This is a genomic window from Ruegeria sp. HKCCD7296 (assembly GCF_013110775.1).
Classification (GTDB): domain Bacteria; phylum Pseudomonadota; class Alphaproteobacteria; order Rhodobacterales; family Rhodobacteraceae; genus Ruegeria.
The window spans coordinates 106,538-125,590 of sequence record NZ_WVRF01000002.1; the positions used below are offsets into that span (position 1 = coordinate 106,538).

Consider the following 19,053-nt stretch of genomic DNA (forward strand, 5'->3'; position numbering starts at 1 on the left):
TTAGCACTGACATGAGGCAATCAACTGCCGTCGGTCCTTCAGGCGCACGCGTCCATACCCAAGCTCGATCAGCCCCAAATCCGCGAGACGATGCAAGTTGCGATGCAACGTCGGTTGGGACACGGCCACCATTGCGGCCAGCTCATCCTGGGATATCACGATCCACCCATCGGACTTCGCCGTCCCCTCGTCCAAGTGCAATAAGCGCAGAACAAGGCGCTTTTCCGTTCCTGTCACGGCAAGATTGGCCATGATACGCAAAGCAGTCTGCATGTTTTCATGCGACAAAGCGTAAAAATCACGGATGTAATCGGGATTGTCGTCGACCAGCCTGTCCAACCGTGACGACGGGAAAAACAGCGTTCGCGTGGTTTGGGTGGCCACGACACTCACAAGCCTGCTGGCTTCGGCAAACACAGCCAGATCACCGATCCAGAACCCACCGCCTTGTTTGTGAACAACGAATTCCTGACCATCATCAGCGGGGGCCGTGATTTGAACCGCACCTTCCAGAACCGCATAAACCCCATTGGCCAAATCACCATACAGGTAAAGCGCTTCGTCCGCCTTGAAGTTTCTTCCTATCCCGCAGGCCAGCAGATCCGCCTGAAACCGCGCCCCACGCGCACCAAACCAGCCAGAGCCCAACAATCGCTGTCTATCATGCGGATTATCAATCATTAGTATTCTTCAATCTCATCATATGATAGGTTTCAAGACATTGTCATAGCCTAAGGTAAAGCTATCCGATTCTCGACGTAATGCGAATTTTTCCTTTCGGGAATCAATACCTTGTTGGACGATCTAATAAGATAATGATCGCCTTCCATTACTTTTACTTCAACGGGTCATTAAAACCCGGTCAGTTCAGGAGCAAACTATGTCACCACCTCGTTCGATTACAGAAAGTTGGCGCAGCACAATCCGCAAATTCGCTGTAGCTTCGGTCGCTGTTGCACTGGCCCTGCCCGCATGGGCACAAGATCAAAAGCCCAACATCCTGGTTATCTGGGGTGACGATATCGGTCAGTCGAACATCTCGGCCTATACAATGGGCCTGATGGGCTACCAGACGCCAAACATCGACCGCGTTGCGAAAGAGGGCATGATCTTCACCGACTATTATGGCGAGCAGTCCTGCACCGCCGGTCGGTCGTCGTACATCATGGGTCAGTCGGTGTTCCGCACAGGTCTGTCGAAAGTGGGTTTGCCCGGTGCCGATCTGGGTATGCAAGTCGAAGATCCAACAATTGCGGGCCTGCTGAAGGACCACGGTTACGTAACTGGTCAGTTCGGTAAAAACCACCTGGGTGACAAAGATGAGCATCTGCCGACAAACCACGGTTTTGATGAGTTTTTCGGGAACTTGTATCACCTGAATGCTGAGGAAGAGCCGGAAAACGAAGACTATCCCGGCGATCAGGTTCTGGCCGATGGCCGGACGTTCCGCGAAGCGTATGGTCCGCGTGGCGTGATCAAGTCCAAGGCGGACGGCACGATCGAGGACACTGGTCCGCTGACTCGCAAGCGCATGGAAACGGTGGATGATGAAACTGTTGCTGCTGCAATCGATTTCATCAAGCGTGCGCATGAGCAGGGTCAACCCTTCTATGTTTGGTGGAACGGTACGCGCATGCACTTCCGCACCCACGTCAAAGATGAAATGCGCCAACAGGCCAACGAAATCTTTGGTGGCGTTGCGGACGAGTACACCGCCGGCATGATCGAGCACGACATGCATGTCGGACAACTGCTTGATCTGTTGGACGAACTTGGCATTGCCGACAATACCATCGTTCACTACTCGACCGATAACGGCCCGCACATGAACACATGGCCAGATGCCGCGGCCACACCGTTCTGGGGTGAGAAAAACACCAACTGGGAAGGCGGCTGGCGCGTTCCTTCAATGGTCCGTTGGCCCGGTCAGATCGAAGCTGGATCGGTTACGAACGAGATCGTGCACCATATGGACTGGTTGCCGACCTATCTGGCGGTTGCTGGCGATCCTGACATCAAGGAAAAGCTGAAAGCAGGTTATAGCTCGTCCGGCATGGGGCGTGACTACAAAGTGCATCTGGATGGCTACAACATCCTGCCCCTGCTGACCGGTGAGACGACAGAAAGCCCGCGCGCCGAGATATTCTATTTCTCGGATGACGGCGACCTGACAGCGCTGCGCTACGACGACTGGAAGCTGATCTTCCTTGAGCAGAAAGCTTGGGCCACGCTACGCGCATGGATTGAACCTTGGACCGAGTTGCGCATCCCGCTGATCGTGAACCTGCGTCGCGACCCGTATGAGCGCGCCTATCGCACGTCCAACACCTACTATGACTGGCTGCTGGATCGCGCGTATTTCCTAGTGCCGGCACAGCAATACGTGGGCAATTTCCTCTCAACCTTCGAGGAATTCCCACCGCGCCAGAAAGCGGCAAGCTTCAACCTGGATCAGGTTATGGAGAAGCTGACGACACCGACAAACAACTAAGTCGCGTGTAAATCCAAACCGGGCCGCCACTTCGATGGCGGCCCTTTTTTTCTTGAAACTAAACGAGCAATTCATGCGATACCTAGTTCTCAGCGCAGTTCTTGCCTTCGCCCCGCTGTCACTGCTTGCCGACCCGCTGCCTAGTTGGACCAATAGTCATGCCAAAGATCAGATTGTCGCTTTTGTTGACGGCGTGACCAGCCAAGACAGTCCCTACTATGTTACCCCATCCGACCGGATTGCCGTGTTCGACAATGATGGAACGCTTTGGGCCGAGCAGCCGGTATATTTCCAGTTCATCTATGCCATGGACCGTCTTGCAGAAATGGCCGAGCAAGACCCATCGATCCTGTCAACGCCTGCTTTGAAAGCTGCGGCCGAAGGGGATTTGGCCACGGTTCTGCAAGGCGGCCATGACGCCCTGATTGAAGTCGTAAACGCCTCGCACTCAGGCAACAGCGTCGACGCGTTTCAATCTTCCGTGTCGAACTGGCTGGCCACCGAGCGCCACCCGGATACCGGCCTGCCCTATGACCAGATGACCTATCAACCAATGGTAGAACTTTTGCGCTATTTGCGAGATGAAGGGTTCACTACCTATGTCGTCTCAGGCGGTGGCCTGCATTTCATGCGTGTCTTTGCCGAAGAAGCCTATGGCATTCCACCCAATCAGGTTTTGGGCACTTATGGTAACACCAGCTATGAGGTGATTGATGGCAAGCCGACGATCGTCAAGGCGCCGGGAATCGCGTTCATTGATGACAAAGAAGGCAAACCCATCAACATCGAACGCACAATTGGCAAGCGCCCGATTCTGGCCGGGGGCAACTCGGACGGTGATTTTGCGATGATGGAGTGGGTGACCGCTGGTGACGGCCCCCGACTGGGCGTGCTGATCCACCACACAGATGCAGACCGCGAATGGGCTTATGATCGTGAAGGCCTTGTTGGCAAGTTGGCTGACGGGCTGGACAAAGGCCCGAATATGGGTTGGGTCATTGTGGATATGGCGCAGGATTGGACTCGGGTCTACACTGGGGCAAACTGACAAACCCGGAGCCTTAACCCTATGTGGACATTGCTTGTTTCTGCCGTCGTCTTTGCCCTCTATGCGACGGCAGCGGTGTTTGTCGTCCGCGCTGCGCAAACAGCGCGGACCCCTCAAGGTGCCGTTGGGTGGGTCGTGTTTCTGGCCTCAGCCCCCTTTATCGCAGTGCCTGCCTACCTGTTTCTAGGCCACCATCGCTTTCGCGGATACCGCATCGCACGTCAGGAAAGCGAACGCGTTGTCGAAGGCATCAAAACCTTCGCCGATTATTCAAAACCCGATCCGTCGCGCATGTCGATCAACCCGCGCCCGTTCGAAGTTCTGGCGCATTTACCAGTTTCACGCGGGAACGGGGCCGAGCTGCTGATTGATGGGCAAGCCACATTTGATGCGATTTTTGACGCCATTGACTCAGCCAAAAGCTATATCCTTATTCAATTTTATATCGTGCGCGCTGATGAATTGGGGCTGAGGCTGCAGGAAAAGCTGATCGCTGCGGCGAAACGCGGGGTGCGCGTCCGTTTCATGGCCGACGCAGTGGGCAGTTACGGCCTCCCCTCGGATTATCTTGGGGCACTTCAGGAGGCCGGGATTGACGTGGCCAATCCGAAGGATCAGCGCGGCCCCAATTTCCGATTTCAACTCAACTATCGAAACCACCGCAAAACCGTGGTCATCGATGGGGAAACCGGATTCATAGGCGGCCACAACATTGGCGTGGAATACCTGGGACAGGACAAGCATTTCGGTCATTGGCGCGATACGCATCTGAAAATGACCGGCCATATCGTCCGCCAACTGCAGCTGATCTTCACCGAAGACTGGCACTGGGCCCGTAACGAAGATCTGATCGACGAATTGGACTGGGCGGGCTCAGAGGCCGAGCAAGACATGAACGCCTTATTGGTTGCCACCGGCCCCGGTGATGAAACGGAAACCGGTGCGATGATGTTTTTTGCCGCCATTGCCGCAGCCAAGGAAAGGCTCTGGATCGCTTCGCCTTATTTTGTGCCGGATATCGACGTAACGACTGCCCTGCAACACGCGGCAATGCGCGGCGTGGACGTACGAATTCTGGTACCGGACATGATCGACCACCGCTTACCCTGGCTGGCCGCGTTCGCCTATTTTGACGAGGTCCGTGACTGCGGCGCGCGTATTTTTCGCTATACCGACGGCTTCATGCATCAAAAGGCCTTTGTGGTTGATGACACGCTTGCGGCGGTAGGCACCACCAATCTGGACAACCGCTCATTCCGGCTGAATTTCGAGGCGATGGCCCTGTTCTTTGATGTCAGGGCCGCGAACCGGGTCGCAGACATGCTGCAAGCAGATTTCGAGAACAGTTATGAACTGACGCGCACGCTGGCCCAGCAACCTGCTCACATTCGCTTTGGCTCTCCCCTGGCACGGTTGTTTGCACCGATCCTTTAGGAAAAGAACTTTTCCTGAAAGACCCGTGTCATCATTGCGACTAGGTAAGCCGTCGACAGACCAAAGGCCAACAGTCCGGCGACCGACGCGAAAGAGCCAAAGATACGCAACCCTTCACCCAGCACGATGTCGCCGTAGCCCAATGTCGTGAATGTCACCAATGAAAAATAAATGGCCGTATTCCAATCCGGCAGCACCTCAAGCAGTACCCACACGATCGCCCAAATCCAGACCTGTATCGTGTGCGTCGCGACGATGAACGCCAAAGATACTGCAATGGGCGCAGCGGTTCCGACATACACACCTTTGTCCGCCCATTTTTTGTCCCAATTGATAATCGTGACGGTGCACCAGGTCAGCAACAGGATTTCGATCACAAAGCAGAGCCCGAGAAAGGTACTGCCCCAAATGATCTGATGCAGCAACGTCATGTTTTTCATCCTGATTTACGGCAGTGGATCGTCAGGGCAGAATGACCTTTTGAGTTACAAGGCACAACCCCGGCCAATACCAAGTTCACCTGCGGCGAATGGAACCGGGTGATAGTCTGCACTGGACAGTTTGGATTTCCGCAGCAAATTCTTGGAAGAAAAGAAAGCAGATCATGTTGTTGACCATCGATCGTGTCCAGAAAACCTATCCCGGCGGACGACCGGTGCTACGCGATGTTTCACTGGATCTGGATCAAGGTCAAACGCTGGCCCTGACCGGTGAAAGCGGAAGCGGGAAAAGTACCCTTTTGAACCTTGCCGCAGCTTTAGACAGCTTTGACGGTGGTGAGATCACGCTGGGCGACACACGATTTTCCACGCTAGATGATGCTGGCAGGGCGCGTTTGCGCCGGAATCAAGTGTCGCTGGTGTTTCAGCAGTTCAATTTGATCCCGTCTCTGAACGTTGCGCAAAACCTGTCGTTTCACGCCCGTCTTGCCGGTGTAGAAGATACCACTTGGAACAGTCATCTCGCCGAACGGTTAGGCCTGTCCGATTTGCTGGGCCGCTTCCCCGAAAACCTGTCGGGCGGTCAACAACAACGGGTCGCCATCGGGCGGGCCATGGCCGCGCGTCCCAATTTGTTGCTAGCAGATGAACCAACGGGTAATCTGGACGAAACCGCCAGCGAAACTGTGTTGGACTTGATGTTGTCGCTAGTGGCAGATACCGGCGCCGCGCTTCTGTTGGTGACGCACTCACAGAAAATTGCCGGTCGGTTGGATCGCCAGGTCAAGCTGAGTGGCGGGCGTATCCAATGACATGGGCCACTGTTCAGGCGTTGCTGTCCCATTGGCGGGTACATCGCTTGCAATTGGCGACTTTGCTAATCGGCATCGCTTTGGCCACCGGTTTGTGGTCAGCCGTCCAAGCCATCAATGCTGAGGCGCGCGCAAGCTATGCCCGTGCCAATGCGCAACTGGCTGTTGGGCAATTTGACGAACTGCGTGACCCCTCGGGGCCTATTCCGATGTCCCGCTATGTCGAACTGCGTCGTGCGGGTTGGCAGGTTGCCGCCGTACTTGAAGGCCCCTACCGCGTAGGTGGGCGAACCTTGCGCCTGATGGGCGTGGACATGGTAGCCTATCCGGCCTTACCCGCCGTGATCGAAGCGGAACAAAGCGCAGAAGCGACCGAGCCCGCCGACATGCTTACCGCTCCAGGTCGCCTACTTGCATCCCCGGAATTACAGCCTTTGCTGAGAGGGCAAACTAACCTTCCGCCTGTTCTAATCACATCGGCCCTGCCCCCGGACGTTATCCTGACGGATATAGGTGTGGCCGAGCGACTTCTGAACCAACCGGGCGCAATCTCGAGGCTGGTCGTGTTGCCGAACCAACCTCGTGATCGTTTGCCTTTGAACCAGATCGCACCCGAGCTAGAGCGGATCAGCCCTACAACACAAGTTGACACCGCACGGCTGACCGACAGTTTCCACCTGAACCTGTCGGCCTTTGGCTTGCTGTCTTTTGCCGTTGGATTATTCATTGTGAACGGCACCGTTGGTCTGGCCTTTGCCCAGCGGCGCGGGATGATCCGCACTTTGCGTGCGTTGGGCGTTTCGATGCGGCGTTTGGTTTGGCTGATCCTGACGGAACTGACCGTGCTGGCCCTGATTGGCGGCAGCCTTGGGTTGCTGTTGGGTTTCTTTCTGGCCGGAGCGCTGCTGCCAGACGTCGCGGCCACCCTACGCGGGCTTTATGGTGCGCCTGTAACAGGACAGCTTACGCTCCAACCTAAATGGGTTTTGGCCGGGCTCGCTATGGCCGTATTTGGGACGTTGCTGGCCAGCGGCCATGCGCTATGGCGCTTGTCCAACATGCCTTTGCTCGAAGGACCGGGCGTCCAAGCGTGGCAGAGCAATTCTCGCGCACGCAACATCGTCGGAGCAATTGGTCTGGTCCTGATCGCCAGCGGGGCGTTGGCTTACATCAGTGTCGGAGGGCTGGTCGCAGGGTTCGTGCTGCTGGCCGGGCTGCTGACTGGTGCCGCGCTGTTGCTGCCCGCGCTGTTGGCCATGGCGCTGTCTGCGTTGGCTCGCACGGCGCGCGAACCTGTTTCGCAATGGGTCTGGTCCGATATGCGGGCGCAATTGCCTGGTCTGTCATTGGCCTTGATGGCGCTTTTGCTGGCGCTGGCGGCAAATATCGGCGTGAGCACAATGGTTTCCAGCTTCCGGTTAACATTTGTAGGCTGGCTGGACCAACGACTGACGGCCGAGCTCTACGTGACCGCGCGAGATGAAGACCAAGCGCGCGAGATCACCACTTGGTTACGCCCACAAGTCGATGCCATCCTGCCGATCCGAAACGTGGAACTGTTCCATGAAACGGGTCCTCTTTTCTTATACGGCGTGGTCGATGATCCCGTGTACCGGCAGCACTGGCCGTTGATTGCCTCAACCTACTCCGTTTGGGATGACGTGATGGCCGGAAACGCAGTGCTTATCAACGAACAACTGGCGCGACGCGCGTCTCTTTGGCCTGGTGATGAACTGAAACTGTCCTCTAAACACTATCTGCCGATTGCTGGCGTCTATTCCGACTACGGCAACCCAACCGGGCAGGCGATCGTGTCAATGGCGCAGCTGGACCAAATCGCACCAGGGGCCGAGATGCGGCGGTTTGGCGTCAGAATGCCCCCAGAGGGCGCGACTGCGATGGCTCGAAACGTACGAGAACAGTTTGCCCTGTCACCGCGCATGGTCGTGCAGCAAGCCGCGATGAAGGCGCAATCGCGTGCGATTTTCGAGAAGACCTTTGTTGTGACCTCGGCGCTTAACGTTCTGACCCTTGGCGTAGCTGGCTTTGCCATTCTGACCAGCCTATTGACCCTATGGACCCAACGACTGCCGCAAATCGCCCCGGTTTGGGCTTTGGGGCTGAATCGGGCGCAATTGGCGCGGCTGGAGCTATTGCGCAGCGTGCTGCTGGCCGCACTGACCGCCTGTCTGGCCCTGCCGCTGGGGCTGGTTCTGGCCTGGGTTCTACTGGCGGTGATCAATGTACAAGCGTTTGGCTGGCGTCTGCCGATGTTCTTGTTCCCTTGGGACTGGCTGTGGCTGTTCGTGCTGACCTTGCTGGCTGCGCTTATCGCTGCCGCCCTGCCCGCGTTACGAATGCTGCGCCTACCCCCTGCTGATTTGCTGAGAGTGTTCGCGAATGAACGTTAAAACCCTTCTACTTTGCTTGATGACCTTTTTCCCGCTACCGCTCTGGGCCCAGGGGTATGCCGGATTGGGTGGGTCCGCCGAGGGCTTTGACGTGCCCAAAGCGGGGTATGCGTTTGATTTCCCGAAGGATCACGGACCTCACCCCTCTTATCGGATTGAATGGTGGTATCTGACGGCCAACCTCAAAGGTGAGGACGGGCGCGATTATGGAATTCAGTGGACCCTGTTCCGGTCAGCACTGAAACCGTTTGAAACAGATGACTGGCAAAGTCCACAAATCTGGATGGGTCACGCAGCCACCACAACGCCCGACGGTCATTTCTTTGCCGAGCGCCTTTCGCGCGGTGGAATCGGTCAGGCAGGCGTAATTTCTCAACCCTTTGAGGCGTGGATCGACGAATGGCGTATGGCCGGTCCAGATTTCGACACCCTGACTCTCACGGCCAACGGAGAGGATTTTGGCTATGACCTGTCACTGACTGCTCAAGGGCCATTAGTGTTTCACGGTGATGCTGGCTATTCCGTGAAGTCAGCCGATGGTCAAGCCAGCTATTATTATTCGCAGCCCTTTTACGCGGTTGAAGGTGTCCTTAGACTGGCGGGCGGTGATGTACGCGTCACCGGACAGGGGTGGCTGGACCGCGAGTGGTCTTCGCAGCCGCTTGCCGCAGATCAAAGTGGATGGGATTGGTTTTCGCTCAGCTTCGAGGGGGGCGACAAGATGATGGCTTTTCGGTTGCGTGGGGGGCGTGGGGATTTCACCTCGGCCACATGGATCAATGCCGATGGCAGTACCGAAGCTATCCCCAACGGCACCGTCCAATTGATCCCACTGCGAACCGATCAGGTCGCAGGGCGCGAGGTTCCAACACAGTGGCGCGTTGTATTGCCGGATCGAGGTGTCGAAATCGAGGTCTCAGCCCTGACCCCCAACGCATGGATGGGAACCCGCTTTGAGTATTGGGAAGGCCCTGTCATCGTAACCGGCAGTCATGAAGGTATCGGATACCTTGAGATGACAGGGTATTGAAACGTCAAGCTACGCAATCGGCTCAGCGCACGACGTAAACCGAAACCGTCGAATGTCGCACCACGCGCGAGGCATTGGGGCCAAGAAGGTAATCCTTGAAATCCGGTTTATGCGCGCCGATCACAATCAGATCTGATCCAGCGCTTTCAGCAGTTTTCAGGATCTCCTGATAGGCCGTTCCTGTCGCGACGACGTGGCGAATATGCTCATTCTGCTCTGCCCCAAGAGCCTTGATACACAGGGCGGTCAGAGTGGTCTGCGCCTCTTCCAGTGCCTTGTCGTGGAAGTCGGGCTCAAAGAAACCCGACACCCAGCTCTCACCGAAATCCGGTAACACTGTCACAACATCCAACTGCGCGCCTTCCAAATCCGCAAGCGCGGCCGCCTTTTGGAGGACCGGCACATCAATCTCGCCATTGCTGATGTCAATGGCACATAGAACCGAACGTGTCATGCAAGCACCTCTTGTCTTGCGGCGCGGCCGCGTTGCAACAGCGCGATAAGGCCCAGAAGAACCATCGCGGGAATATAGATCAGCTGCTTAGGTGGCTGGCTGGATGGCAGGCTGACCGAGGTCAAACGCACGGCCTCATCCCCATAATAGTCGAAGTTGCCCAAATCGTCCGCAACAGGTGTGCCAAACAGCGGTTCTTCCAACTTAACCAGACCGTCCTCGGGGAACAGCAGCAGGCCCATCGCCTCGACCCGTGCAGCACCACCTTCTTCTTCGCCCACAGTGACGACAACGGTTGTATCCACCATTTCAAGCGTATCGAAGTCAGGCCCGGACACCACAAGCCGCATCTCTGTACCGGGTGGAACCTGACCGATTGTTTCTTCGAACGCAGCAGGCTCAACCGTCTGGAACGGAGGTGAAATGCGGTCCATGAAAAAGTCCGGCCTGAACAAGGCAAAGGCCACAAAGATCAGCGCGATGCTTTCATAGATCCGGCTGTGCGTCAGGAAGTAACCCATTGTACCGGCGGTAAAGACCAGAATGGCTATGGTCGCGAATATGGCGACGATTATGCCTTCGACCCATGTCACATCGATCAACAACAGGTCCGTGTTGAAGATGAACACAAACGGCAAGGCCACGGTGCGCAAGCTGTAGAAGAACGCCGTGAAGCCGGTTTTGATCGCGTCCCCGCCCGAGACAGCAGCGGCCGCGAAGCTGGCCAGACCCACAGGCGGCGTCACGTCCGCCATGATGCCGAAGTAAAAGACAAACAGGTGGACGGCGATCAGAGGAACGATCAGCCCGCTTTGCGCACCCAGTTCGACCACAACGCCCGCCATCAGCGAACTGACGACGATATAGTTCGCCGTGGTCGGCAGGCCCATGCCCAGGATCAGGCTGAGGATACCGACCATGATCAGCATCAGGATCAGATTGCCGCCCGAAAGGAACTCGACCAGATCGGCCATAACCTGTCCTACACCGGTCAGCGTCACCGTACCCACGATCACACCCGCCGTGGCGGTGGCCAAAGCGATCCCGATCATGTTCCGCGCCCCGTCGATCAGGCCCTGCCACAGGTCAGCCACACCGTCGATAAAGCGATTGTACACATCGCTTTCGCCGCGGAAGATCGCCTTGAGCGGTTTTTGCGTCAGCAGGATCACGAACAGTAACGCGGTTGCCCAAAAGGCCGACAAACCGGGAGATTTCTGTTCGATCATCAGGAAGTAGACCAGCACGATAATCGGCAACAGATAGTGCAGACCTGCCTTGTAGATGTCAGCAATGACCGGCAGTGTGACTTCTTTGGCGTTTGGATCGTCGGGCTCAAGATCCGGCACCTGAGCGGCCAGATAAAGCAGCACAACATAGATCGCGCAAACGATCAGGCTGAGGATCAATCCCGCCGCGGAAGGTGCCCAACTTGTCACCGCATCCACCGGGAATTGCGAGCTATAGCACAGACCGGCAAACACCAAGAAGAAAGACAACATACCGACTACGGTCCGCGCCAGATGCACATCCCGATCGCCCAGAGTTGGCATGTTCCGCTTAACCGCTTCAAGATGGACGATATAGACCAGAGCGATGTAGGAAATCGCAGCAGGCAGGAAGGCGTGGGTAATGACCTCGACATACGAGATGCCCACATATTCCACCATCAGGAAGGCCGCAGCGCCCATAACCGGTGGCATGATCTGGCCATTCACCGAAGACGCGACCTCGACCGAGCCAGCTTGTTCGCTGGAAAAACCCACGCGTTTCATCAACGGAATGGTGAATGTGCCGGTGGTTACAACATTGGCAATTGATGAACCCGAGATCAGACCAGTAGCAGCCGAGCCCACAACAGCCGCCTTCGCAGGACCGCCACGCAGATGGCCAAGCGCCCCGAAGGCCATCTTGATGAAATAGTTCCCTGCCCCGGCCTTATCCAACAAGGCCCCGAACAATACGAACAAAAAGACGAATTTCGTGGAAACGCCAAGTGCGATGCCAAACACGCCTTCGGACGTGATCCACATATGGCTCATGGCCTTTTTAAGGCTCGCGCCCTTCCAGCGGATCACCTCGGGAACGTATTCGGATGAACCAAAGAAAACATAGGCCAGAAAGATCGTCGCGATGATCGCCATGGCTGGGCCAAGCGCACGACGCGCGGCCTCAAAAAGCAACAGCAAACCGCCCAAAGCGACCCACTTGTCCGTATCATCGGCCAGCCCACCCGCATTGACGATCTTGTCGTAGAAGAAATAGCCGTAAAGTGCGACGAACGCGCCCAAAAGACCCATAATCCAGTCCTGGATCGGGATATAACCGCGCGGGCTTGATTTTAACGCCGGGTAAGCCGCAAAGGCCAGGAACATCGCAAAGGCCAGATGGAACTGACGCGAGTTGTTCACAACGCTTCCGGGAAGAACATAGTTCGAGATTGGTGAGGCCAGAACAACCTGAAAAATCGACCAGATCGCCGCCACGATGGCCAGAAATATCCCTACATTCCCGACTGGATTACGCCCACCGGCGTCGGAAGATGCGACCAGATCCTGAAGCTCTTCTTCGGATAGCGGACGATTGGATTGTGTGTCGGAACTCATGCAATGTCTCCCCGTCACGGCCTTTTTCGGCCTTTTGGAACCCCGTTTAACACGGGTTGCGTGCAGGGCGCCCGAGGGCACCCTGCGTCAGGTCTGGCTTACTGAATCCAGCCTTTTTCTTTGTAGTACTTCTCGGCACCCGGATGCAGCGGTGCCGACAGGCCGTCCGCGATCATCTCTTCAGGCTTGAGGTTGGCAAATGCAGGGTGCAGCTTTTTGAAGTCATCGAAGTTCTCGAAGACCGAGCTGACAACCGCGTACACAGCGTCTTCCGACACGTCCGCCGAAGTCACAAAGGTTGCGCCCACACCAAAGGTCGACGTGTCGCCGTCAGATCCACGGTACATGCCACCGGGAATGGTTGCGGTGCGGTAGAACGAGTTGTCGTTGACCAGTTTGTCCACAGCTTCCCCGCTGACATTCACCAGAACCGAGTCACACGCGGTGGTGGCTTCTTGAATCGAACCCGAAGGGTGACCGACGGTGTAAACCATCGCATCGATCTGGTTGTCGCACAGTGCGGCCGACTGTTCAGCCGCCTTCAGTTCGGTCGCCAGTTCGAAATCGCCCGTGGTCCAGCCCATTTCACCCAGCAGAACCTCCATTGTGCCCCGCTGACCGGAACCGGGGTTGCCGATGTTGACGCGCTTACCTTTCAGATCTTCGAAATTGGTGATGCCGGAATCTGCGCGGGCCACAACGGTGAACGGCTCGGGGTGAACCGAGAATACCGCACGCAGGTTTTCGAACGGGCCAGCCTCTTCAAACTTCGAGGTGCCGTTATAGGCATGGTACTGCCAGTCGGACTGCGCCACACCAAACTCCAGCTCGCCTTCGCGGATGGTGTTGATGTTGTAGACCGAACCACCGGTCGATTCGACCGAGCAGCGCACGCCATGTTCCTTGCGGCCCTTGTTCACCAGACGGCAGATTGCGCCCCCTGTCGGGTAATACACGCCGGTTACGCCACCGGTGCCGATTGTGATGAACTCTTCCGCATATGCGGCCGGCGCCATCATGGCTGCGGTCACAAACGCGCCGAGGCTCAGTTTGCTGCTGTTTTTCATGTGTTAACTCCCACTTTTTTATCTGGCAGTTGGAACCCAAATAAGTCGTCCTGCTCAGGGAAGCGTGCCGATAATACAAACCGGCCCGTCCCGCAACAGGTACAACTCTTTGAATTTTCCATTGTCTCCCAACCCTTAAGAGGTTTCATTCAGAGACACCGATTGTCAAGGCCAGCGCCAAGATTGATCCCGCCAATCCGCATATATGAGCTTAATTTCCAAAGTTTCCCCTTCGGCCTGCCAGAAACCATCCTGTTTTCCTGGCAACACTTTAAGTTCAAACATACGCCTCATTCCTGGCGCAAATAACAGGCACCTGCACGCCAGGTTCGGTCATAATGATTGCCCATTTTGCCGGACCGAGCGAACAGAAAACCCCCAAATTTGGAACTCGAAATGGCAAAGAAATACCTCTGCGTGCTCGCAATAACAGCGATGGCGGCCACTCCGGCTTTGGCCAAGAGCACACTACACGACGATGATTTTTCGATGGAATGTGTCTCGGATGTAGATGGCAGCAACGTTACAATGAAAAGGTCAGGTGGTTCGGACAAAGGTTTCATTTCCACAGGTGATCTTGAAGGCGAGGCTGCAATTTACCCTGTCGGAGAATCGATGACATTTCTGTTGATGCAGGACGGACAGGTCGTCACATTTGTGGTGAACTACGACAGTTTGAAATACGACATGATGGTCAAAGGTGCGGCCCAGAAATTTGATCGCGGCACCTGCCCCGCGTCCTGAAGCACGCACAAGGCCGAAGTCTATACTTCTCTTACACTGTGTTGATTTCAACTGGTGGAATTCAGACGCACGGTTGAAACGGAAAAAGCGGCGCAACTGCGCCGCTTTTATCATTTATTTCTGAAAGTTAGGCCGATGCCTTAAAGATTTTATCTATGTTGCTACCCAAAGCTGTATTGAACTCGGCATCAGATTGCTGTTTCGACAGACCTTCTGTCAGCGCACGCGAAAACGACGCGATCATCTTGCCGTTCTGACCCAGCAGATCACACGCTTGTTCGGTCGAATACCCACCTGACAAAGCAACGACGCGCACGACACGCGGGTGATCAGCCACTTCATCATAAAGGTTTGCCGTGCTCGGGATCGTCAGTTTCAACATGACGTCCTGTCCCTCGGTCAACTGATCCAGGTTTTTCAGGATTTCAGCCTTCAGCATCTCTTCCGCCTCGGCCTTGGTTTCCGAGTTGATATTGACCTCGGGCTCGACAATCGGAACCATCCCTGCCGCAACAACCTCGCGGGCCACGTCAAATTGCTGTGCCACAACGGCAGCGATGCCTTCGGCGTTGGCTTCATGAATTACCGAACGTTCCTTGGTGCCAAACACACCCTCTGCCTTGGCCAGCGTTTCGGCCAGACCCGGGATCGGTTTCATCATCTGGACGCCATTGGCAGTCTCTTCCAGACCTTTGTCGATTTTCAGGAACGGAACGATACCTTTGACCGACCAAAGGTAATCTGCAACCTTGCGGCCGTCGATTTCTTCACCCAGCGTACGTTCGAACAGGATCGCACCGATCACTTTGTCCTTGGTGAAATCGTCCGCCAGAATGATCCGCGCGCGCATGTTCTGGATTTCGCCGAACATCTCTTCTTCCGACGCGTAAGCCGACGCGTCCACCCCATAAAGCGCCAGCGCCTTGGGGGTCGATCCACCGCTTTGATCCAGTGCGGCGATAAAGCCTGCTCCGTTGGACATCTGCGCGCGCTGTTCTGCTTTGGACATAATGATTTCCCGTTCAAGAATGATTCCGATTTCATTCCTCGCATACAGCACGGCGATGGACGATGGTAGTTTGTTAGCGCTCAACCAACCTCAACCATATCCCGTCCTTGGACCGAACGGTCAGATGCGCCACCGGAACCGGTGTTTTTCCGGGGATTGTTTCGAATTTGAATTGGCGCAACAGCATCGACAGGATCAAGGGCCCCTCAACCATCGCAAACCCCGCCCCAGTGCACACTCTTGGTCCGGCAGAGAACGGAATGTAGGCATTGCGTTGACATGTTTTGCCGTTCTCTGTCTTCCAGCGCGAGGGATCGAACCCGTCGGGATTGTCCCAAAGCCTTTCTTGCCGATGCAGGTGCCAGAGGCTGACGACAATTGGAGAGCCTTTTGGAACGTCCCTGTCCCGGAACCGTTCGGGACATTGCGACTGGCGCACCATCATCGGCACCGGTGGATAAAGCCGCAACGCCTCTCGAAACACATCTCGGGTGACGTTCAGCCTGGACATGGCTGTAAAAGACGGATTCTGAAATGCCTGGGCCTCTTCCGCGACTTTCTCCTGCCAGTCGGGGTACAGAGCCAGCAGATAAAGCGCCCAGGCTAGGGCCGAGGCGCTGGTTTCATGGCCCGCCAGAAAGAAGATCGCGACCTGATCAATCATCTCGTCGGTTTCAAAACACTTCCCCGTGGCGGGATCGGGAGTTGTCATGATTTTCGTGGCCAGGTCGTTTGGTGCCGTCCCATCAGCAATGGCTGCAGCACGATCCGCTGTAAGTTTCTGGATCAATTTCCTGATATCATGCGCATTCCGCCGTGTGTCTCTGGAATGCAGACGGGGAACCCAACGCGGCAGAGGCACAAAGGCCGCAAGGTTCAAAAGTGGTTGCTGCCGTTGATAGGCACGAAACTTCTGAAACACTTTCGCCGCTGTTTCATGCTCAATGGGTACCGAGAACAGTGTTCTGAAAATGACATCTGCGGCGACATGGCTGGTGATTTCTTCTACTTCAATCTCCGCTCCAACACAGGAGTGCAGCCGACCCGCGCAGGCTTGTGAGGCGTCTCGCATCGCCGGAAACGTGTCTTTCAACCGCCCTCCTGCGAAAGCTGGGTCAATGATACGACGTTGTCGCTTCCATGCTTCACCGTTTGTCAGAAAAACAGACTCACCCAAAAGCGGTCGCAATCCTTCGCTGATCCGGTTGGATTTCGGGAAATCATCAGATCTTTTTTTCAACACCAGATCAACAAGTTCCGGCTGATTGATCATGTAAGATCTAAAGAACGGCGTTCGAAATTCCGCCATCCACGCGCGATAGAGACGATGGGGTTGTGCTGAAAGCAGGTCTTTCCGAAACAGTCTCAGATACTGCCAAAGCGAAACTTTGTCTGGGCGTGGGGTCGGTTTTGGCGGGATCATGCGTGAACCGTAGTGTATTTTGAAACGGGCTGATCAATACGTGACGGTGAAGGCGCGCGCCCGGCAAATCGTGCAGCCAAGGTTTGGGGGCCCGCGGTGATCCGAAAATAATCGTATGCACCCGGACGGTCAAAGGCGCAGAGATACTGAAAATGCAGCTTGAAGAACCGCCAGCGGTCCGCCTTCCAGCGCTCAGGGGACAGTGTCTGAGTAAACGCTGCCGACAAAACCAAGGGCCATTTCTTTTCTGGGCCGCCCACACCGCTGACCGCAACCGGGTCGCATAGCGCAAAGGCGCAGCCATCGCCGGGGGCGGTAAAATCGACCCATGTCACAGTGGGTTGCTGGGACAGAAACTGCAAATCCGCGCGTAAACGGTGTGCGTTTGGCAGGAAGGAAACCATGGGAACCACCTGCCCCAAAGTCAGAAACGACAAAACCGGGCCTCGGTCATACACGCCACAATCGCGGATCAAATCGGCCAGAACCGACACCCCCAGATGCGCGCCAGAGCTGTGGCCGATCACCAAAACCTCGTCTACCTCTTCAGTCAAAGCGTCTTTGATCAGGTCTTGGAATGTGTCCAGCCGCGCCTGCAACTGCGGCGGAGTTTCCCCCTTCAACTGCGCAGAATACGCGTAGTCATGCATCAGGTAATAGGCAAACAGCCGGTTGTCGATTGTGCGAAACCAACGCAACACGGCATAAGCTAGGACACCCACCGGAACCAAAGCCCACGGCCCGACCATTGGGGCAAGCAGTTTCGCCATCGCCCACGCAACCAGCAGCGCGGCCAGCAATTGCAAAAGCAACATGCCAACCGGATACAGCGCAGCAATCACCGGCCCTTTCCTCAGCCCCATCAACCGACGCAGAGTACCCGTTGAGATGTAGGTCCAAGCGGTTCGAGCCAGTTGCAGATAGGTGGAAAGGATCGATCCCGTCATGCTGTCCCGCACGATGTCCGACCAGACCAGCACATCAACATCCGTGTGCACCCGTTCACCATCCTGAAGCGACGTGACATGCCAGCCAAAAACCTCGGACCGCTGCTTGGCTGAGACAGAAATCTCGTAGCCGGAAATCTCGGCCTGGGCCTGTGACTCAGACCGATACAACTCGCGATATCGTCGGGGCGGAAAGGGATCATAACCGGGTATGTAAAACACCCGACGTTTGCGCACCCGAGGCTGATTTGTCTGACTGCTCATGCCCTTACCTTCTGTCGTGCAGGTTAACGCAGGCTTGAGGTCAAGGTAAGGGGGTCAGCGGCTCATCCAAAATTTGCCAAAGCCGGGAAGGTTTCCAGCAACCACCAACTGAACCGGGTAAAGAGGCCTGTGATCAGCATGATACCCACGAACAACAGCAAGCCGCCCATAACCTTTTCGATCGTGCCCATGTAAGGCTTGATGCGGTTCATGACGGTCATGGAGCGATTCAGGAACATGGCCGCCAGAAGGAATGGAATGCCCAAGCCTGCCGCATAGACGCCCAGCAACACTGTACCACGCGCCACTGACGCCTCATTTGCTGCTAGCGAAAGGATTGCACCTAACTGAGGCCCAATGCAGGGTGTCCAGCCAAAAGCAAACGCCAGACCCAGAATGTAGGCGCCAAAAACCGAGCCACCGGATTCACCGGTATCAATCCGCGCCTCGCGGTCCAGAAACGGGATGCGGAAAACGTTCAGAAAATGCAGGCCGAACACGATCACCACCGCGCCCGAGAGCTTGGCGAAAAGCACCTGATTTTGCAGAACAAACGCCCCAAAGGCCGACGCGGTGAAGCCCAAAAGCAGAAAGACGGTCGACAGCCCCATCACAAAAAACAACGCCGACAGGGTTGCCTTACGCCGCGCGCGGGCTTCATCCTGCATCTCGTTGATTGTGACGCCGCTCATATACGCCAGATAGGGCGGCACAATGGGCAGCACGCAAGGCGATAGAAAGCTGATCAAGCCGCCCAGAAGGGCGACGAACATGGCGGGGATCAATCCCGCGTCTATGATTTCAATTCCGAACATGTCTCTGCACATAAGTGATGAAGGTCGATCCGTCACGGGGCCATTCAGTCACATCCTC

General features: G+C 55.9%; 16 protein-coding genes. 7 read left to right on the plus strand and 9 right to left on the minus strand.

Going from position 1 to position 19,053, the window contains the following annotated elements:
- Entirely contained in the window at positions 1-681 is a 681-nt protein-coding gene (locus GS632_RS03245; RefSeq protein WP_171721395.1) for a Crp/Fnr family transcriptional regulator, read from the minus strand.
- A gap of 199 nt (positions 682-880) precedes the next feature.
- On the opposite strand from GS632_RS03245, the gene GS632_RS03250 reads away from it, so the two are divergent.
- From GS632_RS03250 to cls, 3 genes are all read left to right on the plus strand, one after another.
- Positions 881-2,491, plus strand: a complete 1,611-nt coding sequence (locus GS632_RS03250; protein WP_171237539.1) for an arylsulfatase — start codon at positions 881-883, stop codon at positions 2,489-2,491.
- Positions 2,492-2,564: 73 nt separating this feature from the next.
- The gene (locus GS632_RS03255; RefSeq protein ID WP_171237538.1) at positions 2,565-3,539 is read left to right on the plus strand and encodes an HAD family phosphatase; all 975 of its coding nucleotides are present in this window, start codon (positions 2,565-2,567) and stop codon (positions 3,537-3,539) included.
- Positions 3,540-3,560: 21 nt separating this feature from the next.
- Entirely contained in the window at positions 3,561-4,973 is a 1,413-nt protein-coding gene (gene cls, locus GS632_RS03260; protein ID WP_171234217.1) for a cardiolipin synthase, read from the plus strand.
- Here the strand turns inward: cls and GS632_RS03265 are convergent.
- A complete protein-coding gene (locus GS632_RS03265; protein ID WP_171234216.1) occupies positions 4,970-5,404 on the minus strand; it encodes an ion channel in 435 nt (144 codons plus the stop codon). The genes cls and GS632_RS03265 overlap by 4 nt on opposite strands.
- Before the next feature lie 173 nt (positions 5,405-5,577).
- Here GS632_RS03265 and GS632_RS03270 point away from each other — a divergent pair, with 173 nt between their 5' ends.
- Genes GS632_RS03270 through GS632_RS03280 form a run of 3 tightly spaced genes read left to right on the plus strand, consistent with a single transcriptional unit; the run spans position 5,578 to position 9,666 of the window.
- The gene (locus GS632_RS03270) at positions 5,578-6,225 is read left to right on the plus strand and encodes an ABC transporter ATP-binding protein (protein ID WP_171174166.1); all 648 of its coding nucleotides are present in this window, start codon (positions 5,578-5,580) and stop codon (positions 6,223-6,225) included.
- On the plus strand, positions 6,222-8,636 hold the full coding sequence (locus tag GS632_RS03275; protein ID WP_171237536.1) for an FtsX-like permease family protein: 2,415 nt from the start codon (positions 6,222-6,224) through the stop codon (positions 8,634-8,636). The genes GS632_RS03270 and GS632_RS03275 overlap by 4 nt, the downstream gene beginning before the upstream one ends.
- A complete protein-coding gene (locus GS632_RS03280) occupies positions 8,626-9,666 on the plus strand; it encodes a lipocalin-like domain-containing protein (RefSeq protein ID WP_171237535.1) in 1,041 nt (346 codons plus the stop codon). Before GS632_RS03275 ends, GS632_RS03280 begins: the two co-directional genes overlap by 11 nt.
- A 22-nt stretch (positions 9,667-9,688) precedes the next feature.
- Here GS632_RS03280 and GS632_RS03285 read toward each other — a convergent pair whose 3' ends face one another.
- The 3 genes from GS632_RS03285 to GS632_RS03295 form a co-directional block, all read right to left on the minus strand.
- Entirely contained in the window at positions 9,689-10,120 is a 432-nt protein-coding gene (locus tag GS632_RS03285) for a universal stress protein (RefSeq protein WP_171234212.1), read from the minus strand.
- On the minus strand, positions 10,117-12,726 hold the full coding sequence (locus tag GS632_RS03290) for a TRAP transporter permease (RefSeq protein WP_171237534.1): 2,610 nt from the start codon (positions 12,724-12,726) through the stop codon (positions 10,117-10,119). Before GS632_RS03290 ends, GS632_RS03285 begins: the two co-directional genes overlap by 4 nt.
- A gap of 98 nt (positions 12,727-12,824) precedes the next feature.
- Entirely contained in the window at positions 12,825-13,793 is a 969-nt protein-coding gene (locus GS632_RS03295) for a TAXI family TRAP transporter solute-binding subunit (protein ID WP_171089876.1), read from the minus strand.
- Between the two features lie 396 nt (positions 13,794-14,189).
- Between GS632_RS03295 and GS632_RS03300 the strand changes: the two genes are divergently transcribed.
- Positions 14,190-14,537, plus strand: coding sequence for a hypothetical protein (locus GS632_RS03300; protein ID WP_171721394.1), 348 nt, complete (start codon positions 14,190-14,192; stop codon positions 14,535-14,537).
- Positions 14,538-14,664: 127 nt separating this feature from the next.
- Here the strand turns inward: GS632_RS03300 and GS632_RS03305 are convergent, their stop codons facing one another.
- The 4 genes from GS632_RS03305 to GS632_RS03320 all read right to left on the minus strand — a co-directional run bounded on the left by GS632_RS03305 (position 14,665) and on the right by GS632_RS03320 (position 18,995).
- Positions 14,665-15,546, minus strand: a complete 882-nt coding sequence (locus GS632_RS03305) for a fructose bisphosphate aldolase (RefSeq protein ID WP_171237531.1) — start codon at positions 15,544-15,546, stop codon at positions 14,665-14,667.
- Between the two features lie 73 nt (positions 15,547-15,619).
- A complete protein-coding gene (locus GS632_RS03310) occupies positions 15,620-16,969 on the minus strand; it encodes a cytochrome P450 (protein WP_171721393.1) in 1,350 nt (449 codons plus the stop codon).
- Positions 16,966-18,180, minus strand: coding sequence for a hypothetical protein (locus GS632_RS03315; protein ID WP_171237529.1), 1,215 nt, complete (start codon positions 18,178-18,180; stop codon positions 16,966-16,968). The genes GS632_RS03310 and GS632_RS03315 overlap by 4 nt, the downstream gene beginning before the upstream one ends.
- Before the next feature lie 62 nt (positions 18,181-18,242).
- Positions 18,243-18,995: a cytochrome c biogenesis CcdA family protein gene (locus GS632_RS03320; protein WP_171237528.1), complete on the minus strand. Its 753-nt coding sequence runs from the start codon at positions 18,993-18,995 to the stop codon at positions 18,243-18,245.
- Positions 18,996-19,053: the final 58 nt, after the last annotated feature.

Excerpts from the sequence above, each read along its gene's own strand:
- GS632_RS03245 (WP_171721395.1), bottom strand. The coding sequence starts at position 681 with ATGATTGATAATCCGCATGATAGACAGCGATTGTTGGGCTCTGGCTGG.
- GS632_RS03250 (WP_171237539.1), top strand. The coding sequence starts at position 881 with ATGTCACCACCTCGTTCGATTACAGAAAGTTGGCGCAGCACAATCCGC.
- GS632_RS03255 (WP_171237538.1), top strand. The coding sequence starts at position 2,565 with ATGCGATACCTAGTTCTCAGCGCAGTTCTTGCCTTCGCCCCGCTGTCA.
- cls (WP_171234217.1), top strand. The coding sequence starts at position 3,561 with ATGTGGACATTGCTTGTTTCTGCCGTCGTCTTTGCCCTCTATGCGACG.
- GS632_RS03265 (WP_171234216.1), bottom strand. The coding sequence starts at position 5,404 with ATGACGTTGCTGCATCAGATCATTTGGGGCAGTACCTTTCTCGGGCTC.
- GS632_RS03270 (WP_171174166.1), top strand. The coding sequence starts at position 5,578 with ATGTTGTTGACCATCGATCGTGTCCAGAAAACCTATCCCGGCGGACGA.
- GS632_RS03275 (WP_171237536.1), top strand. The coding sequence starts at position 6,222 with ATGACATGGGCCACTGTTCAGGCGTTGCTGTCCCATTGGCGGGTACAT.
- GS632_RS03280 (WP_171237535.1), top strand. The coding sequence starts at position 8,626 with ATGAACGTTAAAACCCTTCTACTTTGCTTGATGACCTTTTTCCCGCTA.
- GS632_RS03285 (WP_171234212.1), bottom strand. The coding sequence starts at position 10,120 with ATGACACGTTCGGTTCTATGTGCCATTGACATCAGCAATGGCGAGATT.
- GS632_RS03290 (WP_171237534.1), bottom strand. The coding sequence starts at position 12,726 with ATGAGTTCCGACACACAATCCAATCGTCCGCTATCCGAAGAAGAGCTT.
- GS632_RS03295 (WP_171089876.1), bottom strand. The coding sequence starts at position 13,793 with ATGAAAAACAGCAGCAAACTGAGCCTCGGCGCGTTTGTGACCGCAGCC.
- GS632_RS03300 (WP_171721394.1), top strand. The coding sequence starts at position 14,190 with ATGGCAAAGAAATACCTCTGCGTGCTCGCAATAACAGCGATGGCGGCC.
- GS632_RS03305 (WP_171237531.1), bottom strand. The coding sequence starts at position 15,546 with ATGTCCAAAGCAGAACAGCGCGCGCAGATGTCCAACGGAGCAGGCTTT.
- GS632_RS03310 (WP_171721393.1), bottom strand. The coding sequence starts at position 16,969 with ATGATCCCGCCAAAACCGACCCCACGCCCAGACAAAGTTTCGCTTTGG.
- GS632_RS03315 (WP_171237529.1), bottom strand. The coding sequence starts at position 18,180 with ATGAGCAGTCAGACAAATCAGCCTCGGGTGCGCAAACGTCGGGTGTTT.
- GS632_RS03320 (WP_171237528.1), bottom strand. The coding sequence starts at position 18,995 with ATGTTCGGAATTGAAATCATAGACGCGGGATTGATCCCCGCCATGTTC.